The 17,248-nt window shown below is 67.1% G+C and carries 11 protein-coding genes and 1 pseudogene; 7 read left to right on the top strand and 5 right to left on the bottom strand.

The annotated features are described in order from the left end of the window. The first annotated feature begins 37 nt into the window (after positions 1-37). Positions 38-490, top strand: coding sequence for a Rieske (2Fe-2S) protein (locus ACMGFH_RS21665; protein WP_415380707.1), 453 nt, complete (start codon positions 38-40; stop codon positions 488-490). A gap of 11 nt (positions 491-501) precedes the next feature. Here the strand turns inward: ACMGFH_RS21665 and ACMGFH_RS21660 are convergent, their stop codons facing one another. Together ACMGFH_RS21660 and ACMGFH_RS21655 are read right to left on the bottom strand one after the other, a co-directional pair. Further along, complete coding sequence (locus ACMGFH_RS21660) at positions 502-3,096, bottom strand: DNA topoisomerase I (protein ID WP_415380706.1); 2,595 nt, start codon at positions 3,094-3,096, stop codon at positions 502-504. 165 nt (positions 3,097-3,261) lie between these two features. Beyond that, complete coding sequence (locus tag ACMGFH_RS21655) at positions 3,262-4,398, bottom strand: hypothetical protein (RefSeq protein ID WP_415380705.1); 1,137 nt, start codon at positions 4,396-4,398, stop codon at positions 3,262-3,264. Between the two features lie 193 nt (positions 4,399-4,591). Between ACMGFH_RS21655 and ACMGFH_RS21650 the strand changes: the two genes are divergently transcribed. The 3 genes from ACMGFH_RS21650 (at position 4,592) to ACMGFH_RS21640 (ending at position 8,844) form a co-directional block, all read left to right on the top strand. After that, entirely contained in the window at positions 4,592-6,025 is a 1,434-nt protein-coding gene (locus ACMGFH_RS21650; protein WP_415383293.1) for an MATE family efflux transporter, read from the top strand. A gap of 1,428 nt (positions 6,026-7,453) precedes the next feature. Then, positions 7,454-8,428, top strand: a complete 975-nt coding sequence (locus ACMGFH_RS21645) for a TIGR03560 family F420-dependent LLM class oxidoreductase (RefSeq protein ID WP_415380704.1) — start codon at positions 7,454-7,456, stop codon at positions 8,426-8,428. Positions 8,429-8,565: 137 nt separating this feature from the next. Beyond that, positions 8,566-8,844 carry a hypothetical protein gene (locus tag ACMGFH_RS21640; RefSeq protein ID WP_415380703.1) on the top strand — a complete coding sequence of 93 codons (279 nt, stop codon included), beginning with the start codon at positions 8,566-8,568 and terminating at the stop codon, positions 8,842-8,844. Between the two features lie 54 nt (positions 8,845-8,898). Here the strand turns inward: ACMGFH_RS21640 and gatB are convergent, their stop codons facing one another. From gatB to ACMGFH_RS21625, 3 genes and pseudogenes are all read right to left on the bottom strand, one after another. After that, positions 8,899-10,389, bottom strand: a complete 1,491-nt coding sequence (gene gatB, locus ACMGFH_RS21635; RefSeq protein ID WP_415380702.1) for an Asp-tRNA(Asn)/Glu-tRNA(Gln) amidotransferase subunit GatB — start codon at positions 10,387-10,389, stop codon at positions 8,899-8,901. A gap of 80 nt (positions 10,390-10,469) precedes the next feature. Beyond that, entirely contained in the window at positions 10,470-11,639 is a 1,170-nt protein-coding gene (locus tag ACMGFH_RS21630; protein ID WP_415380701.1) for a hypothetical protein, read from the bottom strand. 141 nt (positions 11,640-11,780) lie between these two features. Then, positions 11,781-11,981 (bottom strand): annotated as a pseudogene (locus ACMGFH_RS21625) (Asp-tRNA(Asn)/Glu-tRNA(Gln) amidotransferase GatCAB subunit B); the annotation flags it as partial. 168 nt (positions 11,982-12,149) lie between these two features. Between ACMGFH_RS21625 and ACMGFH_RS21620 the strand changes: the two are divergent. The 3 genes from ACMGFH_RS21620 to ACMGFH_RS21610 are packed head-to-tail and all read left to right on the top strand — an operon-like array spanning position 12,150 to position 17,010. Then, a complete protein-coding gene (locus ACMGFH_RS21620; protein WP_415380700.1) occupies positions 12,150-12,416 on the top strand; it encodes a bZIP transcription factor in 267 nt (88 codons plus the stop codon). 24 nt (positions 12,417-12,440) lie between these two features. Further along, entirely contained in the window at positions 12,441-16,016 is a 3,576-nt protein-coding gene (gene smc / locus ACMGFH_RS21615; protein WP_415380699.1) for a chromosome segregation protein SMC, read from the top strand. Beyond that, positions 16,009-17,010, top strand: a complete 1,002-nt coding sequence (locus tag ACMGFH_RS21610) for a segregation/condensation protein A (RefSeq protein WP_415380698.1) — start codon at positions 16,009-16,011, stop codon at positions 17,008-17,010. The genes smc and ACMGFH_RS21610 overlap by 8 nt, the downstream gene beginning before the upstream one ends. Positions 17,011-17,248: the final 238 nt, after the last annotated feature.

The raw sequence follows: 17,248 nt of genomic DNA, 5'->3' as shown, positions 1-17,248 counted from the left end.
CGTCAGTTCTATTTCGGGAACCGCCGATGTACGGGTAATGCCAGACGGCGCGCGACTCACGGCGGTCGAGACCGTCCACGAGGAGGGATCGTTCCTGTTCACCGCGAGCAACTCATTCGACATGGACGAGGAGATCATCGTCGTCCCCTGCGAGGACGAGGTCGCCGCAGACGACGGGCCCGAAAGTGACGAGGGCGGCGTCGCGGCGTGGATCAACCGCTGTACGCACGAGGCACAGCGATTCGACACCGGCCGCGGTGTCCCGATGCGCGACGGCGAGATTATCTGCCCGAAACACGGCTCGATGTTCGACGCGTGTTCGGGCGACTGCGACAACGGGGAAGCGGCGGGGACCACCCTCCCCGACGTGGACGTGGCCGTCGAGGACGGAGAGGTGTTCCTCGTCGACGACGAGTACGCGTTCGATCACGAGGGAAAAATCGACGACGGCGACGACGGACCGAGTTCGACCTCACACGTCGGGTTCTGAACTGCGGGCGCTCAGTCGCTCTCTGCGCGTTCGTCGGCGGGGCTCGCGCCGTCGATCAGGTCCTCGGTGTCGGTCTCAGACTCCGCGTCCCCGTCGTCGTCGGGGTCGTCGTCCCCTCCGACGTCGACGTCCGGCAGTTGCGAGATCCAGTCGCGGATCTGGCCGGCGCTCACGCCCTGGATCTCCGTCGCGAGGACGTCGGGATCGACGTCGTGGAGGTCCTGAGGCGCGTCGACGCCGGCGGTCTCCAGGCGCTCGGCCGTGGCGGGCCCGACGCCGTCGAGGTCTTCGAGGTCGTTGACGGCCTGCCGGGCCTGGTACTCCTTGAAGTTGCAGATGGGACAGCCCAGTTCCCAGGGGTCGTCGCCGCTGTGGACGACCAGTTCGGGCAGGTCGTGCTCGTCGCAGTACTCGTCGGTGACCTCGATGTCGCCGCGGCGCGGGAGCGGCAGCGAGTAGTCACAGTCAGGGTAGCGCGTACAACCGACGAGGCGCGACCCCGATCGGAGCTTCTTGATCGCCAGTTCGCCCCCTTCGTCGTCGCCGCAGTCGGGACAGACGCCGATGACCTCGTCTTCGGTGTCGTCGGCCTCGTCGGCCTTGCACTGCGGGCAGCCGTGGACGAACGTGTCTCGCCCGGCGAGCATCTTCACGTGGTTCAGGCCGTGCTCCTCGCAGGTCTCTTCGAGGACGAGCGGTTCGCCCGAACTCGGCAGCGGGAGCGTGTACTGACAGTCGGGATAGCCGTCGCAGCCGACGAAGTACGACCCCTGGCGGCTCTGGCGGATCAGCAGGTCGTGGTCGCTCTCGGGACAGGGACCGAGCCGGCGGTCGGCCTTCAGCGACTCCTGCAGGAGGTCGCCGATGTCCTCGCGGGACTCCCGGAGCTCGTCGAACACGCGTCCGAGCATCTCCCGGGACTCCTCGGTCACGTCGTCCAGCGTCGCCTCGCCGCTGGCGATGGCGGACATGTCCGCTTCCAGCTGGGCCGTCATGTCGTCGCTGACGACGCGGTCGGCGAACTCCTCGGCGGCCTCGACGACCGCCTCGGCGATGGCGGTCGGTCGCGGCGGGTCCGACTCGATGTACCCGCGGTCGTAGAGCTTCTCAATGGTGTTGTGTCGCGTCGCCTTCGTCCCCAGCCCCAGGTCCTCCATCTTCTGGATGAGCCGCGACTGGCCGTAGCGGCGGGGCGGCTGGGTCTGCTTGGCCTCGAGTTCCACGTCGCTCACGTCGAGGTGTTCGCCCTCCTCGACGGCCGGCAGGAACGACTCGCTGGCCGACGAGTACGGGTAGACCGCGTGGTAACCGGCTTCCAGCAGGCGCTTGCCGGTGGCCTTGAGCTGGCAGTCCTTCGCCTGTGCGACGACGCGGAGGTGCTCCCACGTCGCCGGCTCGGCGACCGTCGCGAAGAAGCGGCGGACGACGAGTTCGTAGACCTCCCACTCGTCCTCGTCCAGCGCGTCGCGGTCGGGGACTTCGCCCGTCGGGTGGATCGGCGGGTGGTCGGTCGTCTCGTCGTCGCCCTCGGTGGCCTCGATGTCGTCGAGTTCGAGCAGCGACTCGGCGTCGTCGCCGAACTCGTGGGTCATCGTGAACTCGTCGAGCAGCTCCTCGGGGTCCAGGTCGTCGGGGTAGACCGTGTTGTCCGTCCGCGGGTAGGTGACGTACCCGGTCGTGTACAGCTCCTCGGCGATGGACATCGCGCGCTGGGCGGAGTACCCCAGCGAGCCCGCGGCGGAGATGAACGCGGTGGTGTTGAACGGCGCCGGCGGGTTGTCCGTGCGCGTGCGTCGGCGAACGGTCGTGATCTCCGCACTGGTCGCCTCGCGGAGCCGCTCGTAGGCTTCGGTCGCGTCGTCCTCGTCCCAGACACGCTCGGCCTCGCTGCCGTCGTCGTCGTAGAAGTACTGCGCCTCGAAGGTGTCGCCGTCCTTCGTCAGGTCGGCGAACAGCTCCCAGTAGTCCTCGGGGTCGAACGCCTGGATCTCCCGCTCCCGGTCGACGATGAGCTTCAGCGTCGGGGACTGCACCCGCCCGACGGAGATGAAGTCCTCGCCGAGCTGGCGCGCGGACAGCGAGAGAAACCGAGTGAGCGCAGCGCCCCACACGAGGTCGATGATCTGGCGTGCCTCGCCGGCGGCCGCCAGGTCGAAGTCGATGTCGTCCGGTTCGGCGAAGGCGTTCTTGACCTCCCGCTCGGTGATCGAGGAGAACCGCACTCGCTTGACTGGTACGTCGGTCTCCTCCCGGATGAGCTCGTAGGCCTCCTTGCCGATGAGTTCCCCCTCGCGGTCGTAGTCGGTCGCGATGACGGCCTCGTCGGCCTCGCGGGCGAGCTGTCGCAGGGTGGTGACGATGTTCTGCTGGGTCGGCGACTTGACGATGTCGGCGTCGATCAGCTCGACGGGCTCGACGTCGCGCCAGTCGGAGTACTCCTCGGGGAAATCGACCCCGACGACGTGACCCGAGAGGCCGACGCAACGCGTCACGCCCCACTCGTAGACGTTGACGCCGTTGCGCTGGGTCGTGCTCGCGCCGCCGTCGCTGAGTATCTCGGCGATCCGTCTGGCGGCGTTGTTCTTCTCGGTGATTATCAGCTCCACCGGGCGCCACCTCCGGGGCCGCGGGAGTCGGTCATGGAAGCCGATAGGCGTGTCCCCGCCCTAAAGGTTTCGGGCGAAATCGGCCGACAGCGGGCGTGTGCGTGCGATCGAGCGCCCGCGAGTGGGCGCGCTCGCGTCTCGCGTGGGCGTGCGCGATGGACTCCTTCAGGCCGCCTGTTCGGAGACGCCGCTCGACTCCGGCTCTCGCGGGACCGCGCAGGCGGGGTCGTGGCTCGCGCGCAGCGCGCTCCCAGTCAGCAGGAGGACGCTCGCGGCGAAGAAGAGACCGCCGACGGGCGACGACGGGTCCATGAATGCCCAGTAGACGGGCGTGGCGGCGGCGCCGAAGAGGGCGCCGGCGGCGCCGTAGACGGCGGGCGCACAGCAGCCGCAGGCGGTCGCGCCGGCGGTCGTCACCGTGCCGATCATCGCCCGCGGCGACTCGATGGCCCCGCCCGCCGTCCACTGCCTGGCGGCGAGCGCGGCGTTGCTCGCGACGAGCCCGCCGAGCACCCCGACGAGCAGGAGCGATCCCAGGGAGACGTAGCCCGACAGCGGGATCGCGGGGAAGTAGAACTCCAGCGCCGGCCAGTAGACCAGCGGCGAGGCGACCTGGTACGGCGTGACGAACCCCTGGCCCGCCATGTCGGCGGTCACGTCGGGGTTCATCGAGACCGTCCCGGCCGAGAACGCGTAGAAGACGGCGAACATCGTGAACGAGGCCAGCGCGGTTGCCAGCGGAACCCGCATCCCCAGGACGCGCGGAAACGCCTCGCCCGCGTCCCGCCACAGGACGTACGCGATCGCGGTCGGCACGGCGGCGGCGAGCAGGTACCCGAACGGGTGATACAGGCCCTCGTTGGGCATCAGCGCGGGGTAACCGATCCACGCCGCGAGCAGGAGGCCGAGGCCGACGTACCGCGGCCGCTCGGGCCACTGCCAGCGGACGACCACCAGACTCCCGACCGCGAGCAGGCTCGCCGTCACGGCGTTTATCACCGGGAACCAGCTCGTCCAGTCGGGCGTGTCCCCGGGCGTGATCTGGACCTCGACGAGGCCGATAGTCCCCGCGATGACCAGAACGACGCCGACCGAGAAGAGACCGGCACCGAGCCGGCCGGACGCGTCTTCGTCCCGGAGCTCCCTCCAGCCGCCGGCGACGGCGAGGATCCCGAGAATCGTGACCGCGCCGAGGACCCAGTGGGGCGTCCCTGCGTGGGTCGTCCCGCTGTGGGCCACGACGGCGTCGATAGCGCCGGGGAGCCCGCGCGCGGTCGCTCCGAGCGCCTGTCCGAGTGTCATTGTCGACGGTCGGGGCCGGACGGTCAAGGACGTTCTGATACGCGAGTCGAAAGGGGCCGCCAGCCCGGCGACCGCGACCGGCCGGAGACGATTCACCCGCGGCCGACCCAGGTGGGTCCGTCCGCGACGAATACGTTTACGGGCGGGTGGTCCCTCCACGGGGACAGTGAGCGAATCGGAGAGTCGCGTGGACATGACCACCGGCGCGGTGACGCCGCGCCTGTTCAAACTCGCCTGGCCGCTCGTCGCCGGCAACCTCCTCCAGACCGCCTACAACCTCGCGGACATGTTCTGGGTGGGGCGCGTCAGCGCCGAGGCCGTCGCCGCCGTCTCCCTGATGTTCCCGACCGCCTACCTCTTCATCTCCGTCGCGATGGGGCTGACCGCTGCCACCAACGCCGTCGTCTCCCAGCACATCGGCGCCGGCAACGAGCGCCGCGCCCAGCGGACCGTCGCCCAATCTGTCCTGCTCGCCATCGCCGTCGCCGCCGCCCTCGCCGTGTTCGGTTTCGTCGTCCGGAAGCCGCTGGTCGCCCTCATCGGCGCCGAAGGCGCGGTGTTCGACGCGGCGATCGCCTACATCGAATTCGTCTTCCTCGCCATCCCCTTCACCTTCCTCTTTTTCGTCTTCCGCTCGTCGCTCCGGGCGGCCGGCGACACGAAGACCGCCATGTGGCTCGTCGGGGCGAGCGCCGGCCTCAACATCGTCATCGACCCCGTGTTCATCCTCGACTGGGGGCCGTTCCTCGGCCTGGGCGCGCAGGGCGCGGCCGTCGCCACCTTCATCTCTCGGGGCGTCGCCGCCGCCATCGGCCTCTACATCCTCGTCGACGGCGGGTGGGGCATCCGCCTCCGGATCGGCGACCTGACCCCCGACTGGGCGATCCTCCGCCGACTGATCGACGTGGGCTACCCCGCGACGTTCGACGGGCTCACGCGTTCGCTCGCGGCGGTCACCTTCGCCGCGCTGGTCGCCCGCTTCGGCGCCGTCGCCACCGCCGCCTACGGCATCGGCCTCCGCCTGATGTCCGTCTCCTGGACCGTCTCGGGCGCGGTCGGCCAGGCCGCCGCGACCGGCGTCGGCCAGAACCTCGGCGCCGACCAGCCGGATCGCGCGGCCGACGTGACGTGGAAGGCCACCGGCGGCGCGATGGCCGTCCTCTTCGCCGCCGGAGGGCTCATCTACGCGTTCCCGGCCATCGCGATGGGCGTGTTCATCGGCGACCAGGCAGTCATCGACGCCGGCGTCACCCTGCTGCGGATCATCGCGCCCTTCTGGGCCTTCTTCGGCGGGCTGATGGTGATCCAGGGTGGGTTCCGCGGCGCCGGCCGGACGAAAGTCGCGTTCGTTCTCTCGCTGCTCTCGCGGTGGATCTTCCGCGTGCCCGTCGCCTTCGCCCTGGCGTACGCCGTCGCGCTCGACCCGGTCTCGGTGACGCCGGTCGACGTGAACGGGCTCTGGTGGGCGATGGCGGTCTCGGCCATCGCCTCGTTCGTCGTCGGCGTCGCGTGGTTCCGCCGCGGCGGCTGGCGCACAGCTGTCATCGACGATGACGCGGAGGTGCCTGGTGGACCGCGCGCCGGCGGTGAGGGCGTGGACGCCGACGAGGAACTGACGACCGATTAAGGCCAGTCCAGACGCTCGGGACCAGTGCGTAAGTTCCGGCTATCGAGAGGAGGGCCGAACGCAGGCACGGTAGTCCGTCGACGGACTCCAGGTCGGAGCGGGCGCAACCACGTAATACCAGATTTACGACGTGAGCCGGCCGTAAACGGAGGTGCGGGTTTATTCGGACACCCCACATCGTGAGAGTGTCGCATCCGTCGAGTGGGCGTCCGCCCACGTGATCTCTCGTGAATCACGACCCATCACAGGATCCGCAACCGTCACCACAGGAGGGACAGAACCGACCAGCCGAACCGGGAGGGAACCGGTCGCCGTCGAGTCTCGATCCCATCGAGTTCCAGCGGGATCCAGACACGGGGCGATTCCTCACCACCGAAGAGCGGGCCTACGTGGAACGGCTCAGTCAGCAGTATCCGGAACAGGTCCGGCAGGCCTACGAACAGAACGTCTCGCTCGCCGCCGTCGGGCTGCCGGTCCCGCCGAACCTCGGTGATCGGGGAACGCAGGTCGACTCAAGGAACCAGCAACAGCAACCGTCGCCGCAGCAACAATCGCCACAGCAACAGCCGCCACAGCAACAGTCGCCACAGCCACAGTCATCGTTCCCGCAGCAGCAAGCTTCGCAGACGGGTCAGCAGCCGACCGGCGGAGTTCAGCGACCCCAGCCGTCGCAACCGCCGCAGCAACAGCCCCAACAGCCCCAACAGCAACCGTTCAAACAGCCTCAACAGCAACGGCCCCAGCCTGGACAGCAACAGTCGCCACAGCAACAGCCCCAACACCAACAGCCCCAGGAGCACCCGTCACAACAACCATCACATCAGCAGCCACCGGAGCAACAGCCGCCACAGCAACGACCGCCACAACAGCCACCGCAGCAACGGCCGCCACAGCAACGGCCGCCACAGCAACCGCCACAACAGGAACAACAGGGCCAGTCGCGACAGGCGGATCGGCCGTACGGACCGGGAGAGCAGCAGTTCCAGGGATCACAGCCGTCGGCACCCGCAGACGAACAACCCGCGGCACAGTCGCAGATTCCCGACCGCGAACAGGCCGCCCAACAGCCCGTACAGCGGGGGACGCCTTCGGAATCCGGACAGCGTCCCACGGACGTCCCGATAGAGGCGCCGGAGTCGGAGCAAGGGGAGACAGACGTTCCAGTACAGACCGGGGGAACGAGTGAGCAAGCGCGACGACCGGGTCAGCGCCGGAGCCGACAGCAGCACTGGTCGTGGTGGTACAACTGGTGAAGACGGGCACGGCGTCGTCCGGCGACCCGTCGTCCCGCTTTCGGCCGGGAGTACTCCCATATCGGTCCCGGCCTGATCCGATACCGAACCGCGTCGCTCTCCGGCCGTCGAACGCAGACCGCCGAGTACCGGTACGAGTCCGGCAGACCCCTACCGAGCAGGGGCAAATCTTGTAGTGGATTCCGCTCCCACCCTCGTCATGGACTTCGGCTACCACCACGCGAGTTTCGACTACGTCGACTGCCCGGACAGCCCCGCCATCGAGTCCACGGTCGAGCGCGCACAGTGGGTCGAATCCGAGGGGTTCACCTGGCTCTCGCTGATGGACCACGTCTGGCAGCTCCCTTTCGTCGGCCAGCGCGACGAGCCGTTCCTGGACTGCTACACGGCCCTGCCCGCCGTCGCCCAGGCCACCGACAGCCTGGAACTGAGCGCGCTCGTCACCTGCCCGCACTACCGGAACCCCGGCTACCTCGGCCGCACCCTCGCCACCCTCGACCACGTCTCGGGCGGGCGCGCCGTGCTCGGCATCGGCGCCGGCTGGTACGAGGACGAGTACGACGCGATGGATCTCGAGTACCCGGACATCGCCACCCGAAATCGGCAGCTGCGCGAGACAATCGAGATCTGCCGGGCGATGTGGAGCGAGGACTCGCCCGTCTCCTACCAGGGCGAGCACTACGAGATAGACGACTTCTACTGCGAGCCCAAACCCGAGGACGGGATTCCGGTGCTCGTCGGCGGTGGCGGCGAGGAGTTGACCCTGCGTGCGACCGCGGAGTACGCCGACCGCTGGAACGTGCCCTCGGGCGACCCCGACGCCATCGACCACAAGCTCGACGTACTCGAAGGCCACTGCGAGGACCTGGGCACTGACGACGCCGCCATCACGAAGACAGTCGGTAACCGGACCGTCATCCGGGAGTCGAGCGAAGACGCCCACGAGACCTACGAGGAACTGATGGGACGGACCGAGGCCGGGCCGACGCCACGCGACGAGGGCCGAGGCGCCGTCGGGTCGCCCGCCGAGGTCGCGCACCGGCTGCAGCGATTCGACGAGGTCGGCGTCGACACGTTCATGCTCATGGTCCCCTCGAACGACCGCCGTACCGTCGAGTTGTTCGTCGACGAAGTGATGGGCTCGCTGTAGGTGTCTCGGTCGATACCAGCTACGTGGACGCGTGCTGCCGCGTCACGTCGCGGCCTCGATCAGCAGAGATAGCGGTCGCCTCGACGCCTGTATGTCAATGGGCAAGATATTTACCCCGCTGTACTGTCGGCGTCGGTATGATCTCGATCAGTCCGCGCCGGACTGTCTTCCTCCGGGACGCGGTCGTCTCGACGGCGCTGCTCGCCGTTCCCATGGCCCTCTACCGCATCTACGTCGAACTGTCGGTCCTCCGGATCCCGGGGATGATCCTCTATCTCCCGTTCATGGTCGTCTACATCGTCCTCGGCGGCGAGACCGAGGCGGGACGTGGTCCCTCGACGCTGCAGATCGGTCTCTATCTCGTGGTGCTCGGGCTGCTCGTCGCGACTGTCGCCCACTACGTCCGCCGGTCGTAGGCTCCGCCCGTTCGCGAAGACGGAGGCGGAAAACTGACCGCTCGCGGTCGGTCGTTACGCTTCCAGCGCTTCCCGCAGCAACTGATTCACGTCGCCGGGGTCGGCCGATCCCCCGGTCTTCTGCATGACCTGCCCGACGAGGAAGTTGATGGCGCCGTCGTCGCCGCCGTGGTAGTCCGAGACGGCCTCGGGGTTCTCGTCGATGGCTTCGACCACTGCGTCCTGGATCTCGTCGCCGCTGGTCTTGCCGAGCCCCTCCCGCTCGACGATGTCGTCGGGGGCGTCGCCGTCGTCGAGCATCTCACGGAGCACCGTCTCGCGGGCGTTCTTCGTCGTGATCTCGTCTGTGGCGACGAGTTCGACGAGGCGCTCGATCTCGTCGAAGCGGTGGGAGACGTCCGTGATCTGCATGTCGCGGTAGTTCAACTCGCCCAGCAGTTCGTCGGCGACCCACGTCGCGGCCAGGTCGGGGTCGAACTGCTCGGCGACGTCCTCGAAGAAGTCCGCGACCTCCTTCGTGCTCGTGAGTTTGTCCGCGGCCTCTTCGTTGAGGTCGTACGCCGCCTTGAAGCGCTCGCGGCGCGCGTCCGGGAGTTCCGGGATCTCGATCTCTTCCTTCCAGTCGCTGACGCGTAGCGGCGGCAGGTCGGCCTCGCGGAAGTAGCGGTAGTCTTTCTCCTCCTCCTTCGAGCGCATCGAGAGGGTAACGCCCTTGGACTCGTCCCAGTGGCGGGTCTCCTGCTCGACCGCGCGGCCGCGTTGGATCGCGTTCCGCTGGCGCGTCTCCTCGTAGGCCAGCGCCTTCTCCGCGCCCTTGTGACTGGAGATGTTCTTGACCTCCGTGCGGTTCGGGTCGGCCTCGTCCAGGACCGACGCGTCTATCTCGTCGGCGTCCACGCCGCTCAGGTCGACGATGGAGAGGTTGGCGTCGACGCGGAGCGACCCGTCGCGGGTCGCGTCGAAGACGCCCAGGTACTCCAGCACCTCGGTGAGCTTCGCGAGGAACGAGCGGACCTCGTCTGGCGATCGGAAGTCCGGTTCGGTGACGATCTCCATCAGCGGCGTGCCCGCGCGGTTGTAGTCGACCAGCGTGTAATCGGCGGTGTCGATGGACCCGCCCTTGTGCTGGAGACTGCCCGGGTCCTCTTCGAGGTGGGCGCGGTTGATGGTCACCGAGCGGCGCTCGCCCTCGACGGAGAACTCCAGTTCGCCGTCCTGGCAGATAGCAGCGCCGTACTGGGTGATCTGGAAGTTCTTGGGCAGGTCCGGGTAGTAGTAGTTCTTCCGGTGGAACGTCGTCTCCTCGGGGACGGTGGCGTCGATGGCCTTGCCGATCTTGACGGCGGCCTCGACGGCGCCCTCGTTGAGAACCGGGAGGGCGCCGGGCAGGCCCAGACACACCGGGCACGTGTGGGTGTTGGGCTCGTCGTCGCCGACATCGGTCGAGCAGTCGCAGAAGATCTTCGTGTCCGTCTCGAGCTGGACGTGGACCTCGAGTCCGATGACAGTCGCGAGGTCCCCCGTCTCGACGGCTTGTGCGGTCATTACCCGCGATTCGTGGCGGCCCGGCTAAAGGCTAACGACCCGCGGAAAACCGAGCGGAACGACCCGAGTAGTTCGGACGACTATTCGATCGTGACCCCGGCCTGGAAGACGTAGTCGCCCTGTCGGCCGTGCAGGTACAGGTCCTCGGTGAACGCGGTGGCGTTCCCGTGGAGCGTCGGGCGCTCGCCGACGCTGGCGTGGAACGTCGCCGTACCGTTCTCCCGGGTCCGATAGACGTAGACGGTCTCTCCGGGGTCGAGGCGCTCGTCGAGGGTGACCGTCCCGAGCGTGTACCCGAAGACCGTCTCGTTGACCGATAGCGTCGTCCCAGCCTCGATAGTCGGCCCGTCTGTCAGCGACATCTCGAGGAGTTTGTCGCTCTCCGTGACTTCGGCGGATACCTGCGGCGGGTCCGACACCCACCCCGGTTTCGAGACGAAATCGCCGCTCGCGCGCTCGGTCTCGATGGTGACCGTTCGCGTGTCGGTCTTGTTCCCGTAGTCGACGGTGTACGCGATGGTGCCGTTGACGATCCTTCCCTCGCTGGTGACGTCTACCGTCCCGGACACGCCGACGACGTCGCCGTCGGTGTAGACGTAGACGTTCTCGGCGAGGCCGGTCGCGTTCAGGACGACGCGCTCGCCCTCGTCGGTCGTTCTCACTCCAATGGGGTCCCAGACTACTCTCAAGACGTGGCCGGAGAAATCGAAACTCGTCAATTTCGAGTACATCTTCGCGAGTCTCCGCAACTTTGTCTGACCGTTCACGTAAGCCGTCTTCCGGGGGGAATAGACCCCGGCTTCTGTCGGCCCGACCCAGCGGACGATCTCGACCGTGGTCCCTCCGTACAGTGTCACCAACGAGGCGTCGCTGTCGTTCTCGGCGTGATACTCCCAGATCGTCCCCGTCGAGTTCTCGACAGTCACGTCCGCCCGGTACGTGATGTTGGAAACCCGTTCCATGAACGCCGACGTCAACTCGCCAGCGTCGACATCTTTCGACGTCACTCCGTCGGGCAGCGACATCGACGAGAGTGGTTTGAGTCCGGCGGCCGGCGTCGGTGTCGGAGTGGGCGTCGGGGTGGTCGTCTCCGCCGGCGTCGGTGTTGGAGTCGGAGCCCCAGTCGTCGTCGCGGCGTCGGTCGCGTCACCGGGCGTCGACGGGGTCGCGGTCGACGACCCGCCGAGGAGGTTACAGCCCGAGAGCAGGACCAGGGCCACGACGAGCAGGGCGGCAAGTTGTCGGGCCATACTTACACCCCTCCCGACTTGTTCAAGACGTTTACGTTTCAACTGAAGACAATTATCGGTCGTGACTTTTCTCCGTCGAAATCGAGAGACTGCAGAATGACAACGAGATCGGGCTACTGGTCAGGCGTCGTCCGACGGGACGGCTTCGACGCCGGCCTCGTTGACGACCGGGAGCGCGCCGGGCAGGTCTAGACAGGTCGGGCAGGTGTGGGTGTTGGGCTCGTCGTCGCCGACATCGGTCGAACAGCCACAGAAGATCTTCGTGTCCGTCTCGAGTTGGACGTGGACCTCCAGCCCGATGACGGTCGCGAGGTCCCCCGTCTCGACGGCTTGTGCGGTCATTACCCGCGATTCGGTACCGCGGGGCTAAAGGCTAACGACCCGCCCGCTCGGGCTCGCCGCGCACCGGATCGTCCACACCCCGAACACCGCCCCGAGTAGCAAGTACCTATCAGGTTCGGGGGGAATGTCTGACGTAGGTTTATCATACGGGAGTCCGGTCGTAGTGATATGTGCGGTAACCGAGTCGAGGAGCTCGAATCACGCGTCAAGGAACTCGAAGCGTCCGTCGAGGGCCTGACTGACGAACTCGTCGAATGCAAGGTGCGCCTGCGGGAGCTGGAGAATGCGGTGGACGAAGACACCGGCTTCACCTCCGAGGACGCGCTCAACACGTCGGAATCTCCAGACGAAGCCGAGGCCGATAGGACTAAAACCGAGGATACCGACGAGGAGGATAGCACGGAGACTGGCCCCGGCGACATCATCGTCGCGTAGGCCACCACTCTACCGCGAGCGACCATGCACATCAAAGAGCTCGTCCTTGACAACTTCAAGAGTTTCGGCCGGAAGACTCGCATCCCATTCTACGAAGATTTCACCACTGTCAGCGGCCCCAACGGCTCCGGTAAGTCCAACATAATCGACGCCGTCCTCTTCGCGCTCGGGCTGGCGCGGACCTCCGGCATCCGTGCCGAGAAGCTGACGGACCTCATCTACAACCCCGGTCACCACGACGACGACGACGTCGAGACGGGCGAGGAACGCGAGGCCAGCGTCGAGGTCATCCTCGACAACGGCGACGGCACGCTCGCCCGCTCGCAGGTCGTGACCGCCGCCGGCACCGAGAACGTCGGCGACGTCGACGAAATCTCCATCAAACGGCGCGTCAAGGAGACCGACGACAACTACTACTCCTACTACTACATCAACGGTCGCTCGGTCAACCTCTCCGACATTCAGGATCTCCTCGCCCAGGCGGGGGTCACCCCCGAGGGCTACAACGTCGTCATGCAGGGCGACGTGACCGAGATCATCAACATGACCGCCGGCGCCCGCCGGGAGATCATCGACGAGATCGCCGGCGTCGCCGAGTTCGACCAGAAGAAGGAGTCGGCCTTCGAGGAACTCGACGTCGTCGAGGAGCGCATCGAGGAGGCCGAACTCCGCATCGAGGAGAAGGAGGGCCGCCTCGAACAGCTCTCCGACGAGCGCGAAACCGCTCTGGAGTACCAGGACCTGCGCGACGAGAAACAAGAGTACGAGAGCTACCGGAAGGCCGCCGAACTCGAAGACAAGCGCGACGACCTCGCGAGCGTTACCGACGAGATCGACGACCTGGAGGACGAACTCGCAGAGCTACAGGTCGAACTCGACGAGCGCCAGGGCAAGGTCGTGCGCCTCGACGGGGAGCTCGAAGAGTTGAACGCCGAGATCGAGCGCAAGGGCGAGGACGAGCAGCTCGCCATCAAGCGCGAGATGGAGGAAGTGAAAGGCGACATCTCCCGGCTGGATGACAAGATCGAGTCCGCCGAGGAGACCATCGAGGACGCCGAGAACGAGCGCCGCCAGGCGTTCGTCGAGATCGACCGCAAGCAGGAGACCATCGACGACCTCGAATCGGACATCCGCGAAGCGAAGGTGTCGAAGTCCTCGCTGAAAGCCGACGTCCAGGAGAGAGAGAGCGAACTCGAAGAGGTGCAGGCGCGGATCGACGAAGTCGGCGAGGAGTTCGAGGAAGTCAAAGAGGAGCTCGAGGAGAAGCGCGGACGCCTCGAGGACCTCAAGTCCGAGAAGAACGACCTCCAGCGCGAGCAGGACCGACTGCTCGACGAGGCCCGCCGGCGGTCGAACGAGCAGCGCGAGACCGAGGGCGAGATCGAGGAGCTCGAGGAGCGCATTCCCGAAATCGAGGCCGAGATCGACGACCTGGAGGCCGAACTCGAGAAGTCGCGGAAGAACCAGTCGACCATCTCGGAGGTCGTCTCGGACCTGAAGGACGAGCGCCGCGAGCTACAGGGCGACCTCGACGACATCGAGGACGAGCTCACGGCGAAACAGCAGGAGTACGCCGAACTCGAAGCGAAGGCCGGGCAGGACGGTGACTCCTCGTACGGCCGTGCGGTGACGACCATCCTGAACGCCGGCATCGATGGCGTGCACGGGACGGTCGGTCAACTGGGCGGCGTCGACCCCGAGTACGCGGTGGCCTGCGAGACCGCCGCCGGAGGGCGACTGGCTCACGTCGTCGTCGACGACGACAGCATCGGCCAGCGCTGTATCGACTACCTGAAATCGCGTGGCGCGGGGCGAGCGACCTTCCTGCCGATAACGCAGATGCAGAACCGCTCGCTCCCCTCGCTGCCGAGCCACGACGGCGTCGTCGACTTCGCCGCGAACCTCGTCGACTACGACAGTCAGTACGCCGGTATCTTCTCGTACGTCCTCGGCGACACGCTCGTCGTCGACGACATGGACACCGCCCGCGAGTTCATGGGCGACTTCCGGATGGTCACGCTCGACGGCGACCTCGTCGAGAAGTCGGGCGCCATGACCGGCGGTTCGTCGAAGGGCACTCGCTACTCCTTCTCCGGCGGCGAGGGCCAGCTCGAACGCATCGCCGCGACGATCAACGACCTCGAAGACGAGCGGCAGTCCGTCCGCGAGGACCTGCGGGACGTCGAGGACCGTCTCGACGACGCCCGCGACAAGGAGTCCGACGCCGCCGAGCAGGTCCGCGACATCGAGACCGACATCGAGCGCCGCGAGAGCGAGCGCGAAGAGGTCGAGGCGAAGATCGACGACCTCACCGAGCGCCTCGAAGAGATCGAGGCCGAGCGCGACGAAGTCTCCGAGGACATGGACGACATCGAGGCCGACATCGAGGCGAAGACGGCCGAGATCGACGAGCTGCAGGCCGAGATCGACGAGCTCGAATCCGAGGTCGAGGACTCCGAACTCCCCGACCTCACGAGTCGCGCCGACGAGATCAACGCCGCCATCGACGACCTCGAAGACCAGATCGACGACCTGGACGGCGAGCTGAACGAGCTCGAACTGGAGAAAGAGTACGCCGAGGACGCTATCGACGACCTGCAGGAGAAGATCGAGAGCGCGCAGAACCGCAAGGCCAAACACCAGGAGCGCATCGAGGGCTTCGAGGCGGAGATCGGCGAGAAGGAGGAGGTCCTCGAGGAGAAAGAGGAAGCGGTCGCCGAACTGGAAGAAGAGCTGACGGACCTCAAGGCGGAGCGCGAAGAACTCAAAGACGAGCTCAAGGAGGCGCGGACCGAGCGCGACGAGATGAAAGACGAGGTCGGCGCGGTCGAGAGCGACCTCGACGAGTTGCGCGACGAGCGCGACCGCCTGGAGTGGGAGGTCGACGAGCTCGAGGCGGCGGTCGGCGACTACGACCCCGAGGAGATCCCCGACCACGACGAGGTCGAGTCGGAGATCCAGCGCCTCGAAGGCGAGATGGAGGCCCTGGAGCCGGTGAACATGCTCGCCATCGAGGAGTACGACCGCGTGCAGGACGAACTCGACGACATCCAGGAGAAGAAGGCGACGCTCGTCGAGGAGGCGGAGGGCATCCGCGACCGGATCGACCGCTACGAGGAGAACAAGAAGGCGACGTTCATGGAGTCCTACGACGCCATCGACGAGCAGTTCCAGGACATCTTCGAGCGCCTGTCGAACGGGACGGGGGAGCTCCACCTCGAAGACGAGGAGGACCCCTTCGAGGGCGGCCTGACGATGAAGGCTCAGCCGGCCGACAAGCCGGTCCAGCGGCTCAACGCGATGTCCGGCGGCGAGAAGTCGCTGACGGCGCTGGCGTTCATCTTCGCCATCCAGCGGCACAACCCGGCGCCGTTCTACGCGCTGGACGAGGTCGACGCCTTCCTCGACGCGAAGAACGCCGATCTGGTCGGCGAGATGGTCGACGAACTCGCGGGGAAGGCCCAGTTCGTCGTCGTCTCCCACCGCTCGGCCATGCTCGAACGCTCCGAGCGGGCCATCGGCGTGACGATGCAGGGCGACAACGTCAGCGCGGTGACGGGCATCGACCTCAGTTCCGAGGGGGTGCCAGCCGATGACTGAGGAGGACGATATTCCCCTGAACATCGCCGGTCACGAGGACCGCGAGGCGCCGAGTGCGGATGGCGGCGGACTGTTGGCCGAGAGCGACGACGACAGCCCAGACGAGCCAGTCACCGGTGAGCCGTCCGTCGACGGCCAGCCGGACCCCTCGGTCGACGAGGACGCCGGTGCGGACAGTCTGGGCCCTGACGCAGACGACGAGGACGAGGAGGTCGAACCGGTCGAGGTGCTCGTCAACCTCGCGGAGGACGGCGAGATCGACCCGTGGGATATCGACATCGTGGCAGTGACCGACAAGTTCCTCGACCGCCTCGACGAGGGCGACCTGCGCACCTCCGGGCGGGCGCTCTTCTACGCGAGCGTCCTCCTGCGCATGAAGAGCGACGCGATGCTCGACGACGGCGACGACGACGAGGAGGAACCGTGGGAAGAGCCCTGGGAGCAGGGCGGCGAGATGGCCGAGGACGGCTTCGAGGGGCCCGACCCCTTCACCGCGCTGGAGTCGGAGATGGACCGCCGGCTGGAGCGCCGGCGTGCCCGCGGGATGCCCCAGACGCTGGACGAGCTCGTCCGCGACCTGCGGGACGCCGAGCGCGACAACTGGTGGAAGGAGTCCCGCGAGTACGACACCAGCGACTCGCCGGCGGGGTTCCAGCGCGGGACGCAGGAGCTCGACTACCACACCGGCGACGACCTGCGGATGGACGACGAGCCGAGCGCCTCCGACGTCGTCGGCACCGCCCACGAGGAGCACGTCGACGAGATTATCGACGACGTCCACGACGCGCTGCGCGAGCAGTACGACAAGGGCCGCGACGAGGTGCTCTACCGCGAGATCGCCGAGACCGGTGGCTCGCGCGTCCTCACGTTCCTCGGCCTGCTGTTTCTGGCCCACCGCGGCCACGTCCGTCTCAACCAGGACGACATGTTCGGCGACCTGTGGGTCCAGGACCCCAACGCCGCGACCGGTTCGGAAGAAGCCGTCGCCGATTGAGACCACTCGCTTTCGCGACTGTCCGCTCGCAGAACTCGTCTCGACCGCAAAGCGACGCGGGAAGCGGACGGCCCCTGCGTGTCCATGTCAGAGGCACCCCTCGAAGTTCTCGCGGGCGCGCCCCGGGAACCAGAACGCTGCGAGAGACGAACGTCGTCACGGCGAGCCGCGACCGTTTCCACCCGGACGTTCGGTCGTTCGAGGGGCAGGGGCGTCGGTCGATACCCTCCCGCGTCCG

The sequence above is a fragment of the Halosimplex rarum genome (genome assembly GCF_047715405.1).
GTDB lineage: Archaea > Halobacteriota > Halobacteria > Halobacteriales > Haloarculaceae > Halosimplex > Halosimplex rarum.
The sequence above is the reverse complement of the archived record's forward strand: the minus strand, read 5'-3'. Positions and strand labels throughout refer to the sequence as shown.

Excerpts from the sequence above, each read along its gene's own strand:
- ACMGFH_RS21665 (WP_415380707.1), top strand. The coding sequence starts at position 38 with ATGCCAGACGGCGCGCGACTCACGGCGGTCGAGACCGTCCACGAGGAG.
- ACMGFH_RS21655 (WP_415380705.1), bottom strand. The coding sequence starts at position 4,398 with ATGACACTCGGACAGGCGCTCGGAGCGACCGCGCGCGGGCTCCCCGGC.
- ACMGFH_RS21650 (WP_415383293.1), top strand. The coding sequence starts at position 4,592 with ATGACCACCGGCGCGGTGACGCCGCGCCTGTTCAAACTCGCCTGGCCG.
- ACMGFH_RS21640 (WP_415380703.1), top strand. The coding sequence starts at position 8,566 with ATGATCTCGATCAGTCCGCGCCGGACTGTCTTCCTCCGGGACGCGGTC.
- gatB (WP_415380702.1), bottom strand. The coding sequence starts at position 10,389 with ATGACCGCACAAGCCGTCGAGACGGGGGACCTCGCGACTGTCATCGGA.
- ACMGFH_RS21630 (WP_415380701.1), bottom strand. The coding sequence starts at position 11,639 with ATGGCCCGACAACTTGCCGCCCTGCTCGTCGTGGCCCTGGTCCTGCTC.
- ACMGFH_RS21620 (WP_415380700.1), top strand. The coding sequence starts at position 12,150 with ATGTGCGGTAACCGAGTCGAGGAGCTCGAATCACGCGTCAAGGAACTC.
- smc (WP_415380699.1), top strand. The coding sequence starts at position 12,441 with ATGCACATCAAAGAGCTCGTCCTTGACAACTTCAAGAGTTTCGGCCGG.
- ACMGFH_RS21610 (WP_415380698.1), top strand. The coding sequence starts at position 16,009 with ATGACTGAGGAGGACGATATTCCCCTGAACATCGCCGGTCACGAGGAC.